This window comes from Pseudomonas sp. McL0111, from assembly GCF_052567255.1.
Genome location: NZ_CP199585.1, coordinates 3295981 through 3316987 on the forward strand (window position 1 = coordinate 3295981; position 21007 = coordinate 3316987).

24 protein-coding genes are annotated in these 21007 nt (G+C 59.0%); 23 read left to right on the forward strand and 1 reads right to left on the reverse strand.

Annotated elements, in window-relative coordinates:
* Positions 1–34 precede the first annotated feature (34 nt).
* A complete protein-coding gene (locus ACTWLJ_RS15065) occupies positions 35–613 on the reverse strand; it encodes a Maf family protein (protein WP_445177402.1) in 579 nt (192 codons plus the stop codon).
* A 105-nt stretch (positions 614–718) separates the two neighbouring features.
* On the opposite strand from ACTWLJ_RS15065, the gene ACTWLJ_RS15070 reads away from it, so the two are divergent.
* The 23 genes from ACTWLJ_RS15070 to araH all read left to right on the forward strand — a co-directional run bounded on the left by ACTWLJ_RS15070 (position 719) and on the right by araH (position 20923).
* Complete coding sequence (locus tag ACTWLJ_RS15070) at positions 719–1246, forward strand: YceD family protein (RefSeq protein ID WP_007908248.1); 528 nt, start codon at positions 719–721, stop codon at positions 1244–1246.
* Between the two features lie 13 nt (positions 1247–1259).
* Entirely contained in the window at positions 1260–1442 is a 183-nt protein-coding gene (rpmF, locus tag ACTWLJ_RS15075) for a 50S ribosomal protein L32 (protein ID WP_008152339.1), read from the forward strand.
* A gap of 4 nt (positions 1443–1446) precedes the next feature.
* A complete protein-coding gene (gene plsX, locus ACTWLJ_RS15080) occupies positions 1447–2457 on the forward strand; it encodes a phosphate acyltransferase PlsX (RefSeq protein ID WP_445177403.1) in 1011 nt (336 codons plus the stop codon).
* 123 nt (positions 2458–2580) lie between these two features.
* Positions 2581–3519, forward strand: a complete 939-nt coding sequence (fabD, locus tag ACTWLJ_RS15085) for an ACP S-malonyltransferase (protein ID WP_445177404.1) — start codon at positions 2581–2583, stop codon at positions 3517–3519.
* 16 nt (positions 3520–3535) lie between these two features.
* Positions 3536–4276 carry a 3-oxoacyl-ACP reductase FabG gene (gene fabG / locus ACTWLJ_RS15090; RefSeq protein ID WP_445177405.1) on the forward strand — a complete coding sequence of 247 codons (741 nt, stop codon included), beginning with the start codon at positions 3536–3538 and terminating at the stop codon, positions 4274–4276.
* 196 nt (positions 4277–4472) lie between these two features.
* Entirely contained in the window at positions 4473–4709 is a 237-nt protein-coding gene (gene acpP, locus ACTWLJ_RS15095; RefSeq protein ID WP_003442511.1) for an acyl carrier protein, read from the forward strand.
* Between the two features lie 108 nt (positions 4710–4817).
* Complete coding sequence (gene fabF / locus ACTWLJ_RS15100) at positions 4818–6062, forward strand: beta-ketoacyl-ACP synthase II (RefSeq protein WP_445177406.1); 1245 nt, start codon at positions 4818–4820, stop codon at positions 6060–6062.
* Positions 6062–6877 (forward strand): aminodeoxychorismate lyase, encoded by an 816-nt coding sequence (pabC, locus tag ACTWLJ_RS15105; protein WP_445177407.1) that lies wholly within the window; start codon positions 6062–6064, stop codon positions 6875–6877. The genes fabF and pabC overlap by 1 nt, the downstream gene beginning before the upstream one ends.
* A gap of 3 nt (positions 6878–6880) precedes the next feature.
* Positions 6881–8068: an endolytic transglycosylase MltG gene (gene mltG / locus ACTWLJ_RS15110; protein WP_445177408.1), complete on the forward strand. Its 1188-nt coding sequence runs from the start codon at positions 6881–6883 to the stop codon at positions 8066–8068.
* A gap of 19 nt (positions 8069–8087) precedes the next feature.
* Positions 8088–8720: a dTMP kinase gene (gene tmk, locus ACTWLJ_RS15115; protein ID WP_445177409.1), complete on the forward strand. Its 633-nt coding sequence runs from the start codon at positions 8088–8090 to the stop codon at positions 8718–8720.
* Positions 8713–9699 (forward strand): DNA polymerase III subunit delta', encoded by a 987-nt coding sequence (locus tag ACTWLJ_RS15120; RefSeq protein ID WP_445177410.1) that lies wholly within the window; start codon positions 8713–8715, stop codon positions 9697–9699. The genes tmk and ACTWLJ_RS15120 overlap by 8 nt, the downstream gene beginning before the upstream one ends.
* A 42-nt stretch (positions 9700–9741) precedes the next feature.
* Positions 9742–10098 (forward strand): PilZ domain-containing protein, encoded by a 357-nt coding sequence (locus tag ACTWLJ_RS15125; protein ID WP_401215947.1) that lies wholly within the window; start codon positions 9742–9744, stop codon positions 10096–10098.
* 15 nt (positions 10099–10113) lie between these two features.
* Positions 10114–10899 (forward strand): TatD family hydrolase, encoded by a 786-nt coding sequence (locus ACTWLJ_RS15130; protein ID WP_445177411.1) that lies wholly within the window; start codon positions 10114–10116, stop codon positions 10897–10899.
* 341 nt (positions 10900–11240) lie between these two features.
* The gene (locus ACTWLJ_RS15135; protein WP_445177412.1) at positions 11241–11879 is read left to right on the forward strand and encodes a TetR/AcrR family transcriptional regulator; all 639 of its coding nucleotides are present in this window, start codon (positions 11241–11243) and stop codon (positions 11877–11879) included.
* A gap of 137 nt (positions 11880–12016) precedes the next feature.
* On the forward strand, positions 12017–12985 hold the full coding sequence (locus ACTWLJ_RS15140) for a GTP 3',8-cyclase MoaA (RefSeq protein WP_401215941.1): 969 nt from the start codon (positions 12017–12019) through the stop codon (positions 12983–12985).
* A 168-nt stretch (positions 12986–13153) separates the two neighbouring features.
* Positions 13154–13759, forward strand: a complete 606-nt coding sequence (locus tag ACTWLJ_RS15145; protein ID WP_401215939.1) for a DUF4823 domain-containing protein — start codon at positions 13154–13156, stop codon at positions 13757–13759.
* 16 nt (positions 13760–13775) lie between these two features.
* The gene (locus ACTWLJ_RS15150; protein ID WP_445177413.1) at positions 13776–14336 is read left to right on the forward strand and encodes a DUF1285 domain-containing protein; all 561 of its coding nucleotides are present in this window, start codon (positions 13776–13778) and stop codon (positions 14334–14336) included.
* 171 nt (positions 14337–14507) lie between these two features.
* Positions 14508–15224 carry a FadR/GntR family transcriptional regulator gene (locus ACTWLJ_RS15155; protein WP_401215935.1) on the forward strand — a complete coding sequence of 239 codons (717 nt, stop codon included), beginning with the start codon at positions 14508–14510 and terminating at the stop codon, positions 15222–15224.
* A gap of 117 nt (positions 15225–15341) precedes the next feature.
* Positions 15342–16217 carry an SMP-30/gluconolactonase/LRE family protein gene (locus ACTWLJ_RS15160; RefSeq protein WP_445177414.1) on the forward strand — a complete coding sequence of 292 codons (876 nt, stop codon included), beginning with the start codon at positions 15342–15344 and terminating at the stop codon, positions 16215–16217.
* Between the two features lie 157 nt (positions 16218–16374).
* Positions 16375–17193: an SDR family oxidoreductase gene (locus ACTWLJ_RS15165; RefSeq protein ID WP_445177415.1), complete on the forward strand. Its 819-nt coding sequence runs from the start codon at positions 16375–16377 to the stop codon at positions 17191–17193.
* 136 nt (positions 17194–17329) lie between these two features.
* Positions 17330–18334 (forward strand): substrate-binding domain-containing protein, encoded by a 1005-nt coding sequence (locus tag ACTWLJ_RS15170; protein WP_401215929.1) that lies wholly within the window; start codon positions 17330–17332, stop codon positions 18332–18334.
* 54 nt (positions 18335–18388) lie between these two features.
* Entirely contained in the window at positions 18389–19942 is a 1554-nt protein-coding gene (araG, locus tag ACTWLJ_RS15175) for an L-arabinose ABC transporter ATP-binding protein AraG (protein WP_401215927.1), read from the forward strand.
* A 12-nt stretch (positions 19943–19954) separates the two neighbouring features.
* Positions 19955–20923, forward strand: coding sequence for an L-arabinose ABC transporter permease AraH (gene araH, locus ACTWLJ_RS15180; RefSeq protein ID WP_445177416.1), 969 nt, complete (start codon positions 19955–19957; stop codon positions 20921–20923).
* Positions 20924–21007 lie beyond the last annotated feature (84 nt).

Consider the following 21007-nt stretch of genomic DNA (forward strand, 5'->3'; position numbering starts at 1 on the left):
CATGGGATTGTCGTAGGCTGCGATTTTTTGTGTTTCAGGGAATCTGTACGCCTTCGACCAGCAGCATGTCGATCAGACGAATCAGTGGCAGACCGATCAGGCTGGTGGCGTCCGGGCCTTCGGTGGACTGAAACAGGCTCACACCGAGGCCTTCGGCCTTGAAGCTGCCTGCGCAGTCGTAGGGCTGCTCCAGGCGCAGATAGCGTTCGATGCGCGCCTCGTCGAGTGTGCGCATGTGTACGGTGAATGGCACGCAGTCGGCCTGGCATTGGCCGGTCTGGCTGTTGAGCAGCGCCAGGCCGGTGAGGAAGGTCACGCTGGCGCCGCTGGCAGCCATCAGTTGCTCGCGGGCCTTGTCGAAGGTGTGGGGCTTGCCGATAATTCGTTCGCCGAGTACGGCAACCTGATCCGAGCCGATAATCAGATGAGCGGGATGACTGTCGGCAAGAGCCCGGGCTTTTTGTTCGGCGAGGCGTTTGACCAGCTCGATGGCGGACTCGCCCGGTCGGTGACTTTCATCGATATCCGGCGAGCTGCAGACGAACGGCAGGTGCAGGCGGGCGAGTAATTCGCGACGATAAGTCGAGCTTGAAGCGAGTAATAAAGGCAGCATTCGCATCTCCTGAGGCAGGCGTTGATTCTAGCGGACGCTCGTAAGTGACGGACAGGGCGCAATTTCCTTTGACATGGCTGGGTGCATCCCTATAATGCTGCGCCTATGTTGAATGACCCGATTCCACCTCACGTTGACCCGCGCAAATTGGCTGATCGTGGCACCACCCTTCAAGGTGAAATGCTGCTGGCCGATTTGGAGAGACTCTGCGACCCGCTTTCCGACAATGTCGGTACGGTGCAGGCGAAATTCGTTTTTGAACGAGATGAACGTAAATCTGTGGTAATCCACAGCTTTATCGACACCGAGGTCAAAATGGTTTGCCAGCGTTGTCTTGAGCTGGTCACCCTGCCGATCCACAGCGAATGCAGTTATGCTGTGGTGAAAGAGGGTGCGAATACCCAGTCGTTGCCGAAAGGTTATGACGTGCTGGAACTGGGCGAAGATCCATTGGATCTGCAGTCACTGATCGAGGAGGAGCTTCTGCTCGCCTTGCCCATTGTGCCTGCTCATCATCCGGAAGAATGCCAGCAGCCGGCGGGTCTCGATGAGCCCGAACCGAGCGAGGACGAGTCAACGCGGTCCAACCCGTTCAGTGTATTGGCGCAGTTAAAGCGTGACCCAAACGTTTAGGAGTTAATCAATTATGGCTGTTCAGCAGAACAAAAAATCCCGCTCTGCCCGTGACATGCGTCGTTCGCACGATGCCCTGACGGCAAGCACTCTGTCTGTAGAAAAAACCACCGGTGAAATTCACCTGCGTCACCACGTATCGCCAGAAGGCGTATACCGTGGCCGTAAAGTGATCGACAAGGGCGCTGACGAGTAATCACTTGTCTGCTCAAGTCATCGCGATTGACGCAATGGGCGGGGACTTCGGTCCCCGCAGCATTGTTCAGGCCAGCCTTGCTTGCCTGTCTGCTACGCCATCGCTGCACCTGACCCTCGTCGGTCAACCCTCCCTACTTGAAGAACTGATCGCTGGCCAATCGGCTGCGGATCGCGCGCGTCTGACGATTTTTCCTGCGTCGGAAGTCATCACCATGGACGAAAAACCTGCCCAGGCCTTGCGCGGCAAGCCGGATTCGTCGATGCGTGTCGCCCTTGAGCTGGTGCGTGACGGCAAGGCTCAGGCCTGTGTCAGTGCCGGTAATACCGGTGCGCTGATGGCTTTGTCGCGATTTGTCCTCAAGACGTTGCCGGGCATTGATCGTCCGGCGATGGTTGCCGCGATACCGACGCAGAAGGGCTATTGCCAACTGCTCGATCTTGGCGCCAATGTCGATTGCAGTGCCGAGCACCTGTTGCAGTTCGCGGTGATGGGCTCGGTAGCGGCACAGACGCTGGGTATTTCCCGTCCGCGAGTCGCGTTGCTGAACATTGGCACCGAAGACATCAAGGGCAATCAGCAGGTCAAGCTGGCGGCGACCTTGTTGCAGTCGGCTCGGGGTATCAATTACATCGGTTTCGTCGAGGGCGATGGCTTGTATCGCGGCGAAGCGGATGTGGTGGTGTGCGACGGTTTTGTCGGCAATATCCTGCTCAAGTCCAGCGAGGGGCTCGCGACGATGATTGCTACGCGCATCGAGGCGCTGTTCAGGAAAAACCTCGCTACCCGCGTTGTGGGTGCCTTGGCATTGCCGCTGATGAAGCGCTTGCAGGCTGATCTGGCGCCGGCGCGACACAATGGCGCAAGCTTTCTCGGGTTGCAGGGGATTGTGGTGAAAAGTCACGGTTCGGCCGGGGTGCAGGGCTTTCAGAGTGCGATTCAACGTGCGCTGATCGAGATTCAGGAGAATCTTCCCGAGCGTCTCCACGGTCGTTTGGCGGATTTGTTGTCTTAGGCGTTTTCGTCGGACAATGCTTAAATGTGACCGCCCGGTTCAAAGGGCCATCCAACTGTCAGTTTCTTGCGTCCCTCAGTGGGGCGTCATTTTCCGACGACAAGATCATTAGGGGCTTGTTACATGTCTGCTTCCCTCGCATTCGTCTTTCCAGGACAGGGTTCGCAGTCCCTCGGCATGCTGGCCGAGCTGGGCGCGCAATACCCGCTGATCCTCGAAACTTTCAAAGAAGCATCCAATGCTCTGGGCTATGACCTGTGGGCACTGACCCAGCAGGGTCCGGAAGAATTGCTGAATCAAACCGACAAAACCCAACCGGCCATTCTGACCGCCTCGATCGCCTTGTGGCGTCTGTGGCTGGCTGAAGGTGGTGCGCGTCCTGCTTTTGTTGCGGGTCACAGCCTGGGCGAATACAGCGCGCTGGTTGCTGCGGGCAGCCTGACCCTGGCTGACGCGGTGAAGCTCGTCGAGCGCCGTGGTCAGTTGATGCAGGAAGCGGTTCCGGCCGGGCAGGGTGGCATGGCTGCCATTCTCGGTCTGGAAGACGCCGACGTACTGGCGGCCTGTGCTGAAGCAGCGCAGGGCGACGTGGTCAGCGCCGTCAACTTCAACTCCCCGGGCCAGGTAGTGATTGCCGGTGCCAAGGCTGCGGTTGAGCGTGCCATTGAAGGTTGCAAGGCGCGTGGTGCCAAGCGTGCCATGCCGCTGCCGGTCAGCGTACCGTCGCATTGCGCGCTGATGCGTCCGGCTGCCGAGCGTTTTGCCGAATCCATCGCCGCCATTGACTGGCAGGCACCGCAGATCCCTGTGGTACAGAACGTCAGCGCGCAAGTGCCGGCGGATCTGGAAACCCTCAAGCGTGATCTGCTCGAACAACTGTACAAGCCAGTGCGCTGGGTCGAATCCGTTCAGACCCTGGCTGGCAAAGGCGCGACCAATCTGGTCGAGTGCGGCCCAGGCAAAGTACTGGCCGGCCTGAACAAGCGTTGCGCCGAAGGCGTTGCGACCTCCAACCTCAATACCCCAGATGCTTTCGCTGCTGCCCGTGCAGCGCTGGCCTGAATCAGGAGAAACTTGCATGAGTCTGCAAGGTAAAGTTGCACTGGTTACCGGTGCGAGCCGTGGCATTGGCCAGGCTATCGCGCTGGAGCTGGGCCGTCAGGGCGCCATCGTTATTGGTACTGCCACCTCCGCCAAAGGCGCCGAGGCAATCGCCGCTACGCTGAAAGAGCACGGCATTCAGGGCACTGGTCTGGAACTGAACGTCACCAGCGACGAATCCGTCGCTGCAGTGATCGCGACCATCCAGCAGCAGTTCGGTGCACCGGCGATTCTGGTCAATAATGCCGGCATCACCCGCGATAACCTGATGATGCGTATGAAAGATGACGAATGGTACGACGTGATCGATACCAATCTGAACAGTCTGTATCGCCTGTCCAAGGGCGTTCTGCGCGGTATGACCAAAGCCCGTTGGGGCCGAATTATCAGTATTGGCTCGGTGGTGGGTGCCATGGGCAACGCAGGCCAAGTAAACTATGCAGCCGCCAAGGCCGGTCTGGAAGGTTTCAGCCGTGCAATGGCGCGTGAAGTCGGTTCGCGTTCGATTACGGTCAACTCGGTAACCCCAGGGTTTATCGACACCGATATGACGCGCGAGCTGCCTGAAGCACAGCGTGAAGCCTTGCAGACGCAGATTCCGCTGGGTCGTCTGGGACAAGCTCAAGAGATCGCCTCTGTGGTCGCTTTTCTTGCATCCGACGGTGCGGCATACGTCACTGGGGCTACAATCCCGGTGAACGGTGGGATGTACATGTAAGTAAAATGTGACGGATTGCTTCAAAAAAATGTCATACGAGCTGTCTAAAATCCGTTATAAAGCTGCAATCTATTTATAGGCAGAGGGCCGCAGGGTTTGAGGAGTGAAGCTTTCAGTTGAAAAACTGAAAAGTCTTTCTATACACTTACCCACTGGCCAGCTGCCTGAATTTGTCCATTAGGAGTGAAAACAAGGTATGAGCACCATCGAAGAGCGCGTCAAGAAAATCGTTGCCGAGCAACTGGGTGTTAAAGAAGAAGAAGTGGTTAACACCGCTTCCTTCGTAGAAGACCTGGGTGCCGACTCCCTTGACACCGTTGAGCTGGTGATGGCTCTGGAAGAGGAATTCGAGACCGAAATCCCTGACGAAGAAGCTGAGAAGATCACTACTGTACAAGCTGCAATCGATTACGTTACTAACCATCAGGCGTAATAGCTTGTAATCGTTGCTTGCTGTCATGGAAAAACCGCACTGCCATCTCGGCGTGCGGTTTTTTCTTTAGGTCTGATGCAAAGTCGTCATTTGAAAAAGGAGAGTGCTGTGTCGCGTAGACGCGTCGTAGTCACCGGTATGGGTATGTTGTCGCCACTGGGTACGGATGTGCCGAGCAGTTGGCAGGGCATTCTGGCTGGCCGTAGTGGCATTGGTCTGATCGAACACACCGACCTTTGTGCCTATTCCACCCGTTTTGGCGGCTCGGTAAAGGGCTTCAATGTCGAGGAATACCTGTCGGTCAAGGAAGCACGCAAGCTCGACCTGTTCATTCAGTACGGTCTCGCAGCGGGTTTTCAGGCGGTTCGCAATTCGGGTCTGGAAGTCACTGACGCCAACCGTGAACGCATTGGCGTGGCCATGGGTTCGGGTATCGGCGGTCTGACCAACATCGAAGAAACCAGCCGTACCTTGCATGAAACCGGCCCGCGTCGAATCTCGCCATTCTTCGTGCCTGGCTCGATCATCAATATGATTTCCGGTTTCCTGTCCATCCACCTCGGTGCACAGGGACCCAACTACGCCATCGCCACAGCGTGTACTACCGGTACGCACTGCATCGGCATGGCGGCGCGCAACATCATGTACGACGAAGCCGACGTGATGATTGCCGGCGGCGCTGAAATGGCCGCGTGCGGTCTGGGCATGGGCGGCTTCGGCGCGTCCCGTGCGCTGTCGACCCGCAACGACGAGCCGACCCGCGCCAGCCGTCCATGGGACAAGGGCCGTGACGGCTTCGTACTGTCCGACGGTGCCGGTGCTCTGGTGCTCGAAGAGCTGGAACACGCCAAGGCGCGTGGTGCGACCATCTACGCCGAGCTGATCGGTTTCGGTACCAGCGGTGACGCGTTCCACATGACCTCGCCACCTGCCGACGGCGCCGGTGCAGCTCGCTGCATCACCAATGCGCTGCGCGATGCGAAGATCAATGCCGATCAAGTGCAATACATCAACGCCCACGGCACCTCGACGCCGGCCGGTGACCTTGCCGAAGCCAATGCGCTGAAGCGCGTGTTCGGCGATCACGCCTACAAACTGGCAGTCAGTTCGACCAAGTCGATGACCGGTCACTTGTTGGGTGCAGCGGGCGCGGTCGAAGCGATCTTCAGCGTGCTGGCGATCAACAGCCAGGTGGCGCCGCCGACTATTAACCTCGAAGAGCCGGACGAAGGCTGCGATCTCGATTTCGTGCCGCACACTGCGCGCAACATGGATATCGATGTGGTGCTGTCCAACTCCTTCGGATTTGGCGGCACCAACGGCACGTTGGCGTTCCGTCGGTTTGCCGGCTGATGGACAGCTGGGTCGACGGTCAACCGGCTGACGCTCTGTCGCTGAAAGATCGCGGCCTGGCTTACGGTGATGGTCTGTTCGAGACCATTGCCGTGCGTGGCGGCCAGCCATTGCTGCTGGATCGACACATGACGCGTCTGGCCGATGGCTGTTCGCGTCTGGCCATCGCGGCCGATCTCGATGTGATCCGCAATGAAATGCTGGCCTACGCCACAGCGATGGGCGAGGGTGTGCTCAAGCTCATCCTTACCCGTGGCGACGGCTTGCGCGGTTATGCGCCCGATCCTGCGGCGCAGGGCCGACGCATTCTGCAAGGCAATCCTCCCGCCGCGTATCCCGCCGTCAATGCCGAATCGGGTATTCGTCTGTTTCCGTGCAGCACGCGTTTGTCTCGACAGCCGTTGCTGGCCGGGCTGAAACACCTCAATCGTCTGGAGCAAGTGCTCGCCCGCGCCGAATGGCGGGACAGCGAGCATGCCGAAGGCTTGATGCTGGATCTCGCCGGTCGCGTTGTCGAAGGTGTGTTCAGCAACCTGTTCCTGATACGCGATGGCGTGTTGATTACCCCGGATTTGAAACGCTGCGGTGTTGCCGGAGTGATGCGTGCCGAAATATTGTTTCAGGCCGAGTCATCGGGCATCCCCACGCAAATCACCGACATCAGCCTCGAACAGCTGCAATGGGCTGATGAAGTCTTCGTCTGTAACAGCGTTTATGGCGTCTGGCCGGTACGCGCCTACGCTGCACTGAGCTGGCCGGTTGGCCCGCTCACCCGTAAACTGCAAACCATTGCCCGCACGCTACTGGATGCCTGATTCGTGAGACGTAAACTCTTGCTGCTGCTGGAAACCGGACTGGTTCTGGCAGGGCTGCTGTTGGGCGCAAGCGCCTGGAAAATTCATTCGGCGCTGGAACAACCGCTGAACATCGCGCAGGAAGAGCTGCTGGACGTGCCCAAGGGCTCCACGCCGACCCGCACCCTGCTCGGGCTGGAAAATGATGGCGTGATCAAGGACGCCTTTTGGCTGCGGGTCTACTGGCGCTTCAATCTCGCCGGTACCCCGATTCACAGCGGCGAATACCGCATGCAGCCGGGCATGACCGTCAACGGTTTGATCGATTTGTGGAAGCGCGGCGACGTCGTGCAGTACAGCCTGACCCTGGTCGAAGGCTGGAATTTCCATCAAGTGCGCGCCGCCATGGCCAAGGATGACAAAATCGAGCAGACCCTCAGCGGTCTGAGCGACAGCGAAGTGATGGAGAAAATCGGCCACCGGGGTGTATTCCCGGAAGGGCGGTTCTTCCCGGATACCTATCGTTTCGTGCGCGGCATGTCCGACGCCGAGTTGCTGAAGAAGTCTTTCGATCGCCTTGATGAAGTGCTGGCCAAAGAGTGGGAAAACCGCTCTGCCGACGCGCCGTACAAAGAGCCTTATCAGGCGCTGATCATGGCCTCGCTGGTAGAGAAGGAAACCGGCGTGCCGCAAGAGCGCGGGGAAATTGCCGGCGTGTTTGTGCGGCGGATGGCGCTGGGCATGCAATTGCAGACCGATCCAACAGTGATCTATGGCCTGGGTGATCGCTACACCGGCAAGCTGACGCGTGCGCATCTCAAAGAGCCAACGGCGTACAACACCTATGTCATTCCGGGGTTGCCGCCGACGCCGATTGCGATGGTCGGACGCGAGGCGATTCACGCGGCCTTGAATCCGGTGGAAGGCACCAGCCTCTACTTCGTCGCCCGTGGCGATGGCAGTCATGTGTTCTCTGACGATCTGGATGCGCACAACACTGCTGTTCGCGAGTTTCAACTCAAGCGGCGAGCGGATTACCGTTCGAGCCCGGCGCCGGCCGTAACGCCTGCGGCTGCACCTGCCGAGGCCATTCCCGCGGCGTCACCCGATACCGCGCCGGAAGCGCTGCCACAGGTTGCGCCGCAGGAACCGGCGCCAGCTCCGCAAGCGACTCCCGCGCCAGACGCTGCTGCTCCACAAAACACGCAATGACTTTGATTAAGGACTGCCTGTGACTGGCTTGTTTATTACCCTGGAAGGCCCGGAAGGCGCCGGCAAGAGCACCAACCGCGAATACCTCGCCGAGCGTCTGCGCGCCGAAGGTATCGAAGTGCTGCTGACCCGCGAGCCCGGTGGTACGCCATTGGCCGAACGGATTCGCGAAGTGCTGCTGGCTCCGGCCGACGAAGTCATGAACCCGGACACAGAGTTGCTGCTGGTATTTGCCGCGCGCGCCCAGCATCTGGCCGAGGTGATCCGCCCGGCGCTGACTCGCGGCGCCGTGGTGCTGTGTGATCGTTTCACTGATTCGACTTACGCCTATCAGGGCGGTGGACGTGGTCTGTCGCTGGAGCGCATCGCGACCCTGGAAACGTTTGTGCAGGGCGATCTGCGACCGGACCTGACACTGATTTTCGATCTGCCGGTGGAAATCGGTCTGGCCCGTGCCAGCGCCCGTGGCCGTCTGGATCGTTTCGAGCTGGAAGGCCGAGCGTTTTTCGAAGCGGTGCGCGGGGCGTTCCTCAAACGTGCTGAAGCCGATCCGGCGCGTTATGTGCGGGTCGATGCCGGTCAGCCGCTGGCGCAGGTTCAGCAATCGCTGGATGCGTTGCTGCCGCGTCTGCTGGAGTTGGCTCGTGGCTGAAGCCTATCCGTGGCAGGACAGTCTCTGGCAGCAACTGGCCGGACGTAGCCAGCACGCCCACGCGTATCTGCTGCACGGCCCGGCCGGAATCGGCAAGCGAGCGCTGGCCGAACGCCTGATGGCCAATCTGTTGTGCCAGCGTCCAGTGGCGCTTGAAGCGTGCGGTGAATGCAAATCTTGCATGCTGCTCAAGGCCGGCAGCCATCCGGATAATTACATTCTCGAACCTGAAGAAGCCGACAAGGCAATCAAGGTCGATCAGGTGCGCGATCTGGTCAGTTTCGTGGTGCAAACCGCGCAAATGGGCGGGCGCAAAGTGGTGCTGATCGAGCCGGTGGAGGCGATGAATGTCAACGCCGCCAACGCCTTGCTAAAAAGCCTCGAAGAGCCGTCCGGCAATACCGTGTTGCTGCTGGTCACTCACCAGCCGAGCCGTTTGTTGCCGACGATCAAGAGCCGTTGCGTGCAGCAGGCCTGTCCGCTGCCGGGCGAAGCCATGAGCCTGAAATGGCTGGGTGAGGCGCTGCCGGAGTGTTCTGAAGAAGAACGCGTGGAATTGCTGACCCTGGCTGCCGGCTCACCACTGGCGGCGGTCAAGCTTCAGTCGCAGGGTGTACGCGAACAGCGTGCGCAAGTGGTCGAAGGGGTGAAGAAACTGCTCAAGCAGCAGCAATCGCCGACGCAACTGGCCGAGGAATGGAAAAACATTCCGATGCTGCGCCTGTTCGACTGGTTCTGTGACTGGTCGAGCCTGATCCTGCGTTATCAACTGACGCAGGATGAAGCAGGCCTCGGTCTGACCGACATGCGCAAGGTCGTGCAGTACCTGGCGCAAAAAAGCGCTCAGGGCAAAGTCCTGGAGATTCAGGACTGGATTCTCGCTCAGCGCCAGAAAGTCCTGAGCAAGGCCAACCTCAATCCGGCGTTGTTGCTGGAAGCGTTGTTGGTGCAATGGGCGGGATTGCCTGGCCAAAGATAAGAATGTGTACCTAGACTCTGAACATCAGCAGTGGAGGTCAACATGAATGAACCCGTCAGCCCGGGGCCGCGCAACGGCATATTGTCCCTGACCATCAAGGACAAGTCGGTGCTCTACGCAGCCTACATGCCATTCATCAGGAACGGTGGCTTGTTCATCCCGACCAACAAAAGCTACAAGTTGGGCGATGAGGTGTTCATGCTGCTGAACCTGATGGATGAAGCAGAGAAGATTCCGGTGGCCGGCAAAGTGGCCTGGATCACCCCCAAAGGTGCGCAAGGCAACCGCGCCGCCGGTGTCGGCGTGCAGTTCAACGAGGGCGACAACACCGCCCGCAGTCGCATCGAAACTCATCTGGCCGGAGCACTCAAGTCCGACCGTCCCACTCATACGATGTAAGTTGCAGCCTCTTTTATGCTCGTAGATTCCCATTGTCACCTTGATCGCCTCGACCTTGCCGCCCATGACGGCTCTCTGGATGCTGCGCTGGATGCGGCCCGCGAGCGCGGCGTCGGCCACTTCCTGTGCATTGGCGTCAGCGCCGATAATGCCGCCGATGTGAAAGCCCTGGCCGAGCGTTACGACGACGTCGATTGTTCGGTTGGCGTGCATCCACTGGATGTGCAGCCGGGCGCGGCTCCGGCGCTGGACTGGCTGCTGCATGAGCTCAATCACCCGAAAGTCGTGGCGATTGGTGAAACCGGTCTGGATTATCACTACGAGCCAGAAGCCGCCGAATTGCAGCAGGCGTCGTTCCGTCTGCATCTGCAAGCGGCGCAGCAGACCGGCAAACCGGTGATTATCCATACCCGTGGCGCCCGCGCCGATACGCTTGAGTTGTTGCGCGAAGCGGCGTTGCCCCAGGCCGGTGTGCTGCATTGCTTCACCGAAGACTGGGACATGGCCAAGGCTGCGTTGGACATGGGTTATTACATTTCCCTGTCGGGCATCGTCACTTTCCGTAATGCCGATGCTCTGCGCGATGTCGCGAGCAAGGTGCCGGCGGATCGTCTGTTGGTGGAAACCGACTCGCCGTATCTGGCGCCGATTCCCTATCGCGGCAAACCGAATCTGCCGCAGTACGTGCGCGAAGTGGCAGAGTTTCTGGCGATGTTGCGCGGTGAAAGCTACGAGCGCTTTGCCGAGCAGACCACGGAGAACTTCAAGCGGTTGTTCCCGCTGGCTCATGTGAAAGGCTGAATCGCAGGCAAAAAAAACCCGGGTTCTGGGGGGTGAATCCGGGTTAAGACCATTAGGAGTAAAACAAAGGCACGCGGTCCCTTGGTACCTTTATCGGCGCGACACTTGGGGGAGATGTCGCCCGACAGTTGAAGTATTGATCAGTCTGGCGCGCAGTCCAGTTAGCCGGTCGTGGTTTTTAAACAAATTTGGAATACGTTCGCTTCAGTTGAGTTCTCATTGGGGCCTGAACGTTCTCAAAATGAACAAGAAACACAGATATGGTCGGATGATCCGTGCATTTTTGCGCAAGTTAGGCATAATACGCGGCTTCGAATTTTGACCCTTTCAGACCTTTTCTTATGCATAAAGAACCTCGTAAGGTCCGTGAATTTCGTCGCCGTGAGCAAGAAATTCTCGATACCGCGCTCAAGCTGTTCCTCGACCAAGGTGAAGACAGTGTCACCGTCGAGATGATTGCTGATGCCGTGGGTATCGGCAAAGGCACGATCTACAAGCACTTCAAATCCAAGGCCGAGATCTATCTGCGCCTGATGCTCGATTACGAGCGCGATTTGAACGAGCTGCTGCATTCGGCCGATGTCGACAAGGACAAGGAGGCGCTGTCCCGCGCCTACTTCGAATTCCGCATGCGTGACCCGCAACGCTATCGCCTGTTCGATCGCCTCGAAGAGAAGGTGGTCAAGGGCAATCAAGTGCCGGAAATGGTCGAGGAGCTGCACAAGATCCGTGCCTCGAACTTCGAACGCCTGACCTTGTTGATCAAGGGCCGCATCAGCGAAGGCAAGCTTGAAGACGTGCCGCCATACTTCCATTACTGCGCTTCCTGGGCGCTGGTGCACGGCGCGGTGGCGCTGTATCACTCGCCGTTCTGGAGCAATGTGCTGGAAGATCAGGAGGGTTTCTTCCAGTTCCTGATGGACATTGGCGTTCGCATGGGCAACAAGCGCAAGCGCGATCCCGAAACCCCAGCCAGCTAAGGTATTCACTTCCCTTATTGCGCCATGATTTCGCTACATGGCGCAGTACCGCAGGAATATACTCAGGCATAGGGCTTGCTAAAACTTGATTTGTGAGTCAAGTTTTACGCGCTCGATTTTCTTTTGCCGGAGTGATCATGATCGTTGACCGTCAAGGCAGGCGTTTTCGCAATTTGCGCATCAGCCTGACCTCAGCCTGCAATTACGCTTGTACCTACTGCGTGCCCAACGGCAAGCGGCTGGTGGCTGCGCAGGATGAACTGTCGGCCGAGGCCATGGCACGCGGCGTGGCTTATCTGATCGAAGCCGCCGGCATTGAACGCTTGCGCATCACTGGCGGCGAACCGCTGGTCAGCCCGAAACTCGAATCGTTCATGACCGCCGTCGGCCAGATGGGCCTCGAAGACATCAGCCTGACCACCAACGGCCAGCTCCTCGCGAAGAAACTGCCGCTGCTGGTGGATGCCGGTCTGCGGCGGATCAACGTTTCCCTCGATACCCTGGATGCCAGCGCGTTCCGCACTATCGCCCGTGGCGGCGATCTGGCGACTGTGCTGGATGGCATGGATCAAGCGGCGGCGGCCGGGCTGAAGATCAAGGTCAACATGGTGCCATTGCGCGGGCAGAACCTCGATCAGGTGATGCCGCTGCTCGACTATTGCCTGGAGCGTGGCTACGAGTTGCGCTTTATCGAGCTGATGCGCATGGGCCATCTGGCCAGCGACTCCAATGCCTTCCTGCAACAGTTCGTCAGCCTTCAGCAATTGCTGGAATTGATCGGCGAGCGCTACGAGTACGCGCAGGCCGATGCACCGGTCGACGCCACTGCCGTGCGTTACGCGATTGCCGGACGCGGCCATTTCGGCGTGATCGCCAATGAAAGCGTGCCGTTCTGCCGGACCTGCTCGCGTCTGCGTCTGTCCTCCACGGGTTGGTTGCATGGCTGCCTGTCGTCGAGCAATCGTCACTATGTCGGGGATCTGCTCGACAAGCCGCGCCATCAGGCACTGCCAGCGCTGCAAAGGCTGTTGGTCAAGGCTTTGGGCGACAAACAGGAAGTGGCGTTCTCTGGTGGCGCAACCGTGATGAAAATCATCGGCGGCTGATACTCCCATTCGCGAGCAGGCTCTCTCCCACATTGGAATACTTTCCCCTGTGGGAGCGAGCTTGCTCGCGAATGTGGCGTAAAACTCGATCAACATCTTGAGCTGGCGCAAAAGCTGCATCCAACGCCCATTCGCCGGTTTTCCGTCACCGGCTTCTGGAGGATGAGGATGCGTAGCCTGGTTTTGCTGCTGGCCGTTTTGGCGCTTGGCGGCTGTATGACTGTCAGCGATATGGCCGAGGGCACTCGCTATCAAATGAGCGACGCGGGCCTGCTCGACCATAGCGACAGCCGTCGTGTGAATAATCTGCGCATTCAGCCGGACTCGTTCATTTACATTGCCCAAGGTGCTTTCGCGCCGCCGGGCGGTTCCTATCCGCGTCCGAACGTGGTGGCCGAAGAGGCTTTCAAAGGCTTTGTCGAATACTTCCCGATGGTTCGCCGAGCTCGTGCTCCGGAAGGTCTCGACCAGGCGATGGGCGAAGCCCGCGATGCTGGCGCCCACTATCTGCTGTACACCCGTTTCGCCAAGGCTGATGACCGTATCGGCAACTCCGATGAGTGGCTCGATCAGGAAGCCGTGGATCGCCTCGGCATCGACGGCGGGGTGATTCAGATCATGTTGATCGAGACCAGCACCCAGTATTTGATCGATACTGCACGCATCAAGAGTCGTGGCGGTTTACTGACGTTCCACGACAACAAGCCTGAAGACCTGATCGGCCCGCCGCTGGAACAATATGCGCGCAGCCTGCTGGGTATCAGCGACCAATAAAACCAAGGAGAACGCCATGAGTGGCCCGCAAAAAGCCAATGACCTGTTGGGACAGATCCCCAAAACCAAAGGCTTGCCGCCGGTGCACTTGTGGAACCCGGACTTCTGCGGCGACATCGACATGCGCATCGCCCGGGACGGCACCTGGTATTACCTGGGCACGCCGATCGGGCGCAAGCCGATGGTCAAACTGTTCTCCACGATCATGCGCCGCGACGGCGATGATTACTTTCTGATTACTCCGGTAGAGAAAGTCGGGATCAAGGTCGACGACGCGCCGTTTGTGGCCGTTGCCGTGGAGGTCGAAGGCGAGGGCGAAGCGCAGTTGCTGCGCTTTACCACTAACGTCGATGAGACCGCCGAGGCGGGGCCTGAGCATCCGATTCGCGTGATGATCGACCCGGAGACTCAAGAGCCCGCGCCCTACGTGCATGTGCGCACCAACCTAGAAGCGCTGATCCATCGCAACGTGTTCTACCAATTGGTCGAACTGGCGGTCAGCCGTGAAATCGATGGCCAGCGCTGGTTGGGCGTGTGGAGTGGCGGCGAGTTCTTCCGCATCGGCCTCGAACCCTGATACAAAACCTGTAAGAGTGAGCCTGCTCGCGATAGCGGTCGTTCAGCAACAATGATGTTGGCTGGCCCGCCGAATCGCGAGCAGGCTCGTTCCTGCAGGTTTTTTGTGTATTGACTCCCAATCATATGATGATTAGCGTAAGCACCCATCGCGAACCGCTTTGAGGTGTCCATGTCCAGCAGCTTTCATGCATCAACGGTCGACTGGCTGGGTGGCTGGATTGCCGCCGGCCAGGTGAAGCCGGGGCAGACGATCAAGGTCGAGGCCGATCTGGGTGAACAGCTCGGGGTCAGCCGCACGGTCATCCGCGAAGCGATCAAAACCCTTGTTGCCAAAGGCATGCTCGAAGTCGGGCCGAAAGTCGGCACCCGGGTGTTGCCGGTTCGGCGCTGGAATCTGTTCGATCCGCAAGTCGTCGGTTGGCTGTCGCGCAACGGCCTGCCGGAAAATTTTGTCGATGACCTGCTCGACCTGCGCCGCACCATCGAGCCGATGGCCGTGCGCTGGGCGTGCGAGCGCGCCACCGTCGAGCAAGTCGAAGCTGTGCAACTGGCTTACAACGCACTGGAGCGGGCAGTCGCCAGCGGCGTCGATTACAACCGCGCCGACCAGTCCTTCCACGAATGCATTCTCGCCGCCAGCCATAACCAGTTCATCGAACAAATGGTCCCGGCGCTCGGCGCATTGCTCGCGGTGTCTTTTGAAGTGTCCGCCGCTGACCCCGACGAATTGCGCCGCACCTTGCCGATCCACAAAGACATGGCCGACGCCATCGCCGCCCGAGATTCTGCCCGGGGCGTGTGGGCCTGCATGACCCTGATCGACAACGCAGACCTGGCGATCAAACGCTTCTACCCCCAAGTCATCGCCGACAAAAAAGCCAGCTGACACAAAATAATCCCCTGTGGGAGCTAGCCTGCTAGCGATGACGGCATCACATGCGACAAGGGTGTCGCCCGCTATCGCCAGCAGGCTAGCTCCCACAAAAAACAAGAAGGATTCGATATGACCTGGACCGCCCTGACCCAACACCGCGCCCAACTCGGTGAAGGCCCTTTCTGGGATGCGCCGACCCAAGCGCTGTACTGGGTCGATATCGCCGGTAAACAGGCATTGCGCCTGATCGGCCAGAACGTGCAGATCTGGCAGATGCCCGAGCACGTTTCAGCGTTCATTCCGTGCGCCAGCGGCGATGCACTCGTCACCCTGAGCAGCGGCGTCTATCGACTGGATCTCGATTCCCCGGGACTGGAACCGCGCCTGACACTGTTCTGCGTCGCCGACCCGCAACCCGGCAACCGCCCCAACGAAGCCCGTTGCGACGGTCAGGGCCGCCTGTGGCTCGGCACCATGCAAAACAACATCGGTGAGCAGGGCGAGGATTTGCCGATCGCCCGCCGCAGCGGTGGCCTGTTCCGCATCGATCCCGACAAACGCGTCACGCCGCTGCTGCGTGGCCTCGGGATTCCCAACACCTTGCTATGGAGTGATGACGGCAGCCAATTGCTGTTCGGCGACAGCCTCGACAGCACCCTCTATCGCTACTTCGTTCGCACCGACGGCAATCTCGATCCCGCACAAGTCTGGTACGGCCCCGATCAACACGGCGGGCCGGACGGTTCGGCAATGGATGCCGAAGGCTATATCTGGAATGCGCGCTGGGATGGCAGCTGCCTGCTGCGCCTGTCGCCCGAGGGCAACGTTGACCGGGTCATTGATCTGCCCGTCAGCCGTCCGACCAGTTGCGTATTCGGTGGTGAAGACTTGAAAACCCTGTACATCACCAGCGCCAACAGTCCGCATAACCATGCGCTGGACGGCGCGGTGCTGTCGCTGCGGGTCGATGTCCCGGGAAAACTGTGTACGAGGTTTGCTGATTAAATCCCGAAATATGGGATGCAAAATTATATATTGAGATTATTTAGTGGTCGGGTTTATAGTCGGCTCCAGCAGTAACACGCACTCACACTTTAAAAAAACAAAACAGGTGAAGTGATGCAGCGAATTTCTACCGCACTCCCTTGCGGAGTGTTGATCCATGGCTGAGCCTCTGTCCTTGCCGCCGGTGCCTGCGCCGCCGAAAGGTGAGCGGCTGAAAAACAAGGTCGTGCTGCTGACCGGTGCCGCCCAAGGCATCGGTGAAGCCATCGTCGCGAGCTTTGCCGCTCAGCAGGCGAAACTGGTGATCAGCGATATTCAGGCCGAAAAAGTCGAGAAAGTTGCCGCGCACTGGCGCGAGCAAGGCGCTGATGTGCAAGCAATCAAGGCCGACGTGTCGCGCCAGCATGACCTGCATGCCATGGCGAAGCTTGCCGTCGAACTGCACGGGCGCATCGATGTGTTGGTCAACTGCGCCGGGGTCAACGTATTCCGTGATCCGCTGTTGATGACCGAAGAAGACTGGCATCGTTGCTTCGCCATCGACCTCGACGGCGCCTGGTACGGCTGCAAAGCCGTGCTGCCGCAGATGATCGAACAAGGCATCGGCAGCATCATCAACATCGCCTCGACCCATTCCAGCCACATCATTCCCGGTTGCTTCCCGTACCCGGTCGCCAAACATGGCCTGCTCGGGCTGACCCGCGCCCTCGGTATCGAATACGCCGCCAAGGGTATTCGCGTCAACGCCATCGCCCCGGGCTATATCGAAACCCAACTCAACATCGATTATTGGAACGGTTTTGCTGATCCGCAGGCCGAACGTCAGCGTGCGTTCGATCTGCATCCGCCAAAACGCATCGGCCAGCCGAGCGAAGTGGCGATGACTGCCGTTTTCCTGGCCAGTGATGAAGCGCCGTTCATCAATGCCTCGTGCATCACCATCGATGGTGGCCGCTCGGTGATGTACCACGACTGAATGGATTGGCTTTGGTGCGGAGGAGTCCGTCTGAAATCCAATCATCATATGATTTGGCTTTTTTCATCATGCTTCACAGGAACATGCTTTAACGCTTTTCAAATAATGCTCAAAAAAAATAACAAGGAGTCTGCTTATGAAACGTCGTTTCGGGATTCGTACCCTGTGCAGTACCGCGCTCGCGGTTACCGCATTCAGCCTCAGCAGTTCGCTGCTCGCCGCCGACACCGTGAAAATCGGTTTCCTGGTCAAACAAGCCGAAGAGCCATGGTTCCAGACCGAATGGGCCTTCGCCGAGAAAGCCGCCAAGGACAAAGGCTTTGAACTGATCAAGATCGCCGTACCTGACGGTGAGAAAACCCTCTCGGCCATCGACAGCTTGGCGGCGAACGGTGCCAAGGGCTTTGTGATCTGCCCGCCGGATGTGTCGCTCGGCCCGGCAATCATGGCCAAAGCCAAACTCAATGATCTGAAAGTGATGGCCGTCGACGACCGTTTTGTCGACGCCAATGGCAAGTTCATGGAAGACGTGCCGTATCTGGGCATGGCCGCGTTCGAAGTTGGCCAGAAGCAGGGCGCCGCAATGGCCGCCGAAGCGAAAAAGCGTAACTGGGACTGGAAAGACACCTACGCGGTGGTCAACACCTACAACGAACTCGACACCGGCAAGAAGCGCACCGACGGCTCGGTCAAAGCCCTCGAAGACGCCGGCATGCCGAAAGAGCACATCCTCTTTGCCGCCCTGAAAACCCTCGACGTCCCGGGCAGCATGGACGCCACCAACTCGGCGCTGGTGAAACTACCGAGCGCGGCGAAGAACCTGATCATCGGCGGCATGAACGACAACACCGTGCTCGGCGGCGTGCGCGCCACCGAAGCGGCAGGGTTTGCCGCAACCAACGTGATCGGCATCGGCATCAACGGCACCGACGCCATCGGCGAGCTGAAAAAGCCTAACAGCGGTTTCTTCGGTTCGATGCTGCCGAGCCCGCACATCGAGGGCTACAACACCGCCAGCATGATGTTCGAGTGGGTCACCACCGGCAAAGAGCCGCCGAAATACACGGCGATGGACGACGTCACCCTGATCACCCGCGAGAACTTCAAGCAAGAGCTGGAAAAAATCGGCTTGTGGAACTGACGCAGCAACGGCCCGGGTAGCCGGGCCGTTTGATCGGTGTGAAGAGGTGGCTTTATGCACGCGCAAGTACAGACACACGAACACGGTTTGACTGAGCGGGGTGGCAGCCTGCGCTTCAACGGGATCGGCAAGACCTTTCCCGGTGTGAAAGCGCTGGATGGCATCAGCTTCGTCGCCCATCCGGGGCAGGTTCACGCCTTGATGGGCGAGAACGGCGCCGGTAAATCGACCCTGCTGAAAATCCTCGGCGGCGCCTACATTCCCAGCAGTGGCGAGTTGCAGATCGGCGAGCGGACGATGGCGTTCAAGTCCACCGCCGACAGCATCAGCAGCGGCGTCGCGGTGATTCACCAGGAGTTGCATCTGGTCCCGGAAATGACCGTGGCCGAGAACCTGTTTCTCGGCCATCTGCCGGCGAGTTTCGGCCTGATCAATCGCGGGGCGCTGCGCCAGAATGCCTTGGCTTGTCTCAAGGGCCTGGCCGATGAAATCGATCCGCAGACCAAAGTCGGGCGCCTGTCTCTCGGCCAGCGGCAACTGGTGGAAATCGCCAAGGCGCTGTCACGCGGTGCGCATGTGATCGCGTTCGACGAGCCGACCAGCAGCCTTTCGGCGCGCGAAATCGATCGCTTGATGGCGATCATTGGCCGCTTGCGCGACGAGGGCAAAGTGGTGCTCTACGTCTCCCATCGCATGGAAGAAGTGTTCCGCATCTGCGATGCAGTGACCGTGTTCAAGGATGGCCGCTACGTGCGCACATTCGAGGACATGAGCCAGTTGACCCACGATCAACTGGTGACGTGCATGGTCGGTCGCGACATTCAGGACATCTACGATTACCGCGACCGTCCGCGTGGCGCGGTGGCGCTGAAAGTCGATGGTCTGCTCGGGCCGGGCCTGCGTGAGCCGGTGAGTTTCGAAGCGCACAAAGGCGAAATTCTCGGTTTGTTCGGACTGGTCGGGGCAGGGCGCACTGAGTTGTTTCGCTTGCTCAGTGGTCTGGAGCGCAACACCGCCGGAAGCCTCAAGCTGCGCGGTCATGACCTGAAACTGCGTTCACCGCGTGACGCGATTGCGGCCGGGATTCTGCTGTGTCCAGAGGATCGTAAGAAAGAAGGGATTATTCCGCTGGCCAGTGTCGCCGAGAACATCAACATCAGTGCGCGTGGCGCCCATTCCGGCTTTGGCTGCCTGATCCGTGGGCTGTGGGAAAAGGGCAACGCCGACAAGCAGATCAAGGCGCTGAAGGTGAAAACACCCCACGCCGGGCAACAGATCAAGTTTCTCTCCGGCGGCAATCAGCAGAAGGCCATTCTCGGTCGCTGGTTGTCGATGCCGATGAAAGTCCTGCTGCTCGACGAGCCGACCCGTGGCATCGATATCGGGGCCAAGGCCGAGATCTATCAGATCATCCATAACCTCGCCGCCGATGGCATTGCGGTGATCGTGGTGTCCAGCGATCTCATGGAGGTCATGGGCATTTCCGACCGCATTCTGGTGCTGTGTGAAGGCGCGTTGCGCGGCGAAGTCAGCCGCGCCGAGGCCAACGAATCCAACTTGCTGCAACTGGCTTTGCCGCGCCAACGCGCTGACGGCGTGGCGAACTGAGAGGTGACTATGATGACGACCCAAAACAAAACCCTGCCAACCGAGCGCAAACCTTTGGACATGCGCCGCTTCCTCGATGATTGGGTCATGTTGCTGGCGGCCATCGGCATTTTTGTCGCTTGTACTTTGTTGATCGACAACTTCCTTTCACCGCTGAACATGCGCGGCCTCGGCCTGGCGATTTCCACCACCGGGATTGCCGCGTGCACCATGTTGTATTGCCTGGCGTCTGGGCACTTCGACTTGTCGGTGGGCTCGGTGATTGCCTGCGCCGGCGTGGTCGCGGCAGTGGTGATGCGTGACACCAACAGCGTGTTTCTCGGCGTTTGTGCGGCGCTGTTGATGGGCCTGATTGTCGGGCTGATCAACGGAATCGTGATTGCCAAGTTACGGGTCAATGCGTTGATCACGACATTGGCGACCATGCAAATCGTCCGTGGTCTGGCCTACATTTTTGCCAACGGCAAAGCGGTGGGCGTGTCGCAGGAATCGTTCTTCGTGTTCGGCAACGGTCAGTTGTTCGGCGTGCCGGTGCCGATTCTGATCACCGTCGTTTGCTTCCTGTTCTTCGGCTGGCTGCTGAATTACACCACCTATGGGCGCAACACCATGGCCATCGGCGGTAATCAGGAAGCGGCGTTGCTGGCCGGGGTGAATGTTGATCGCACCAAGATAATTATCTTCGCTGTGCATGGTTTGATCGGTGCGTTGGCCGGGGTGATTCTGGCGTCGCGGATGACCTCGGGGCAGCCGATGATCGGCCAGGGGTTCGAGCTGACGGTGATTTCCGCATGCGTGCTGGGCGGCGTGTCGCTGAGCGGCGGGATCGGCATGATTCGGCATGTGATTGCCGGGGTGTTGATTCTGGCGATCATCGAGAATGCGATGAACCTGAAGAATATCGACACGTTCTACCAATACGTGATTCGAGGCTCGATCCTGCTGTTGGCGGTGGTCATCGACCGCCTAAAACAACGGTAAACCGCACTCCCCTTGTAGGAGTGAGCCTGCTCGCGATAGCGTCCTTTCAGTCACATCGATGCTGGATGTGCCAACGTCATCGCG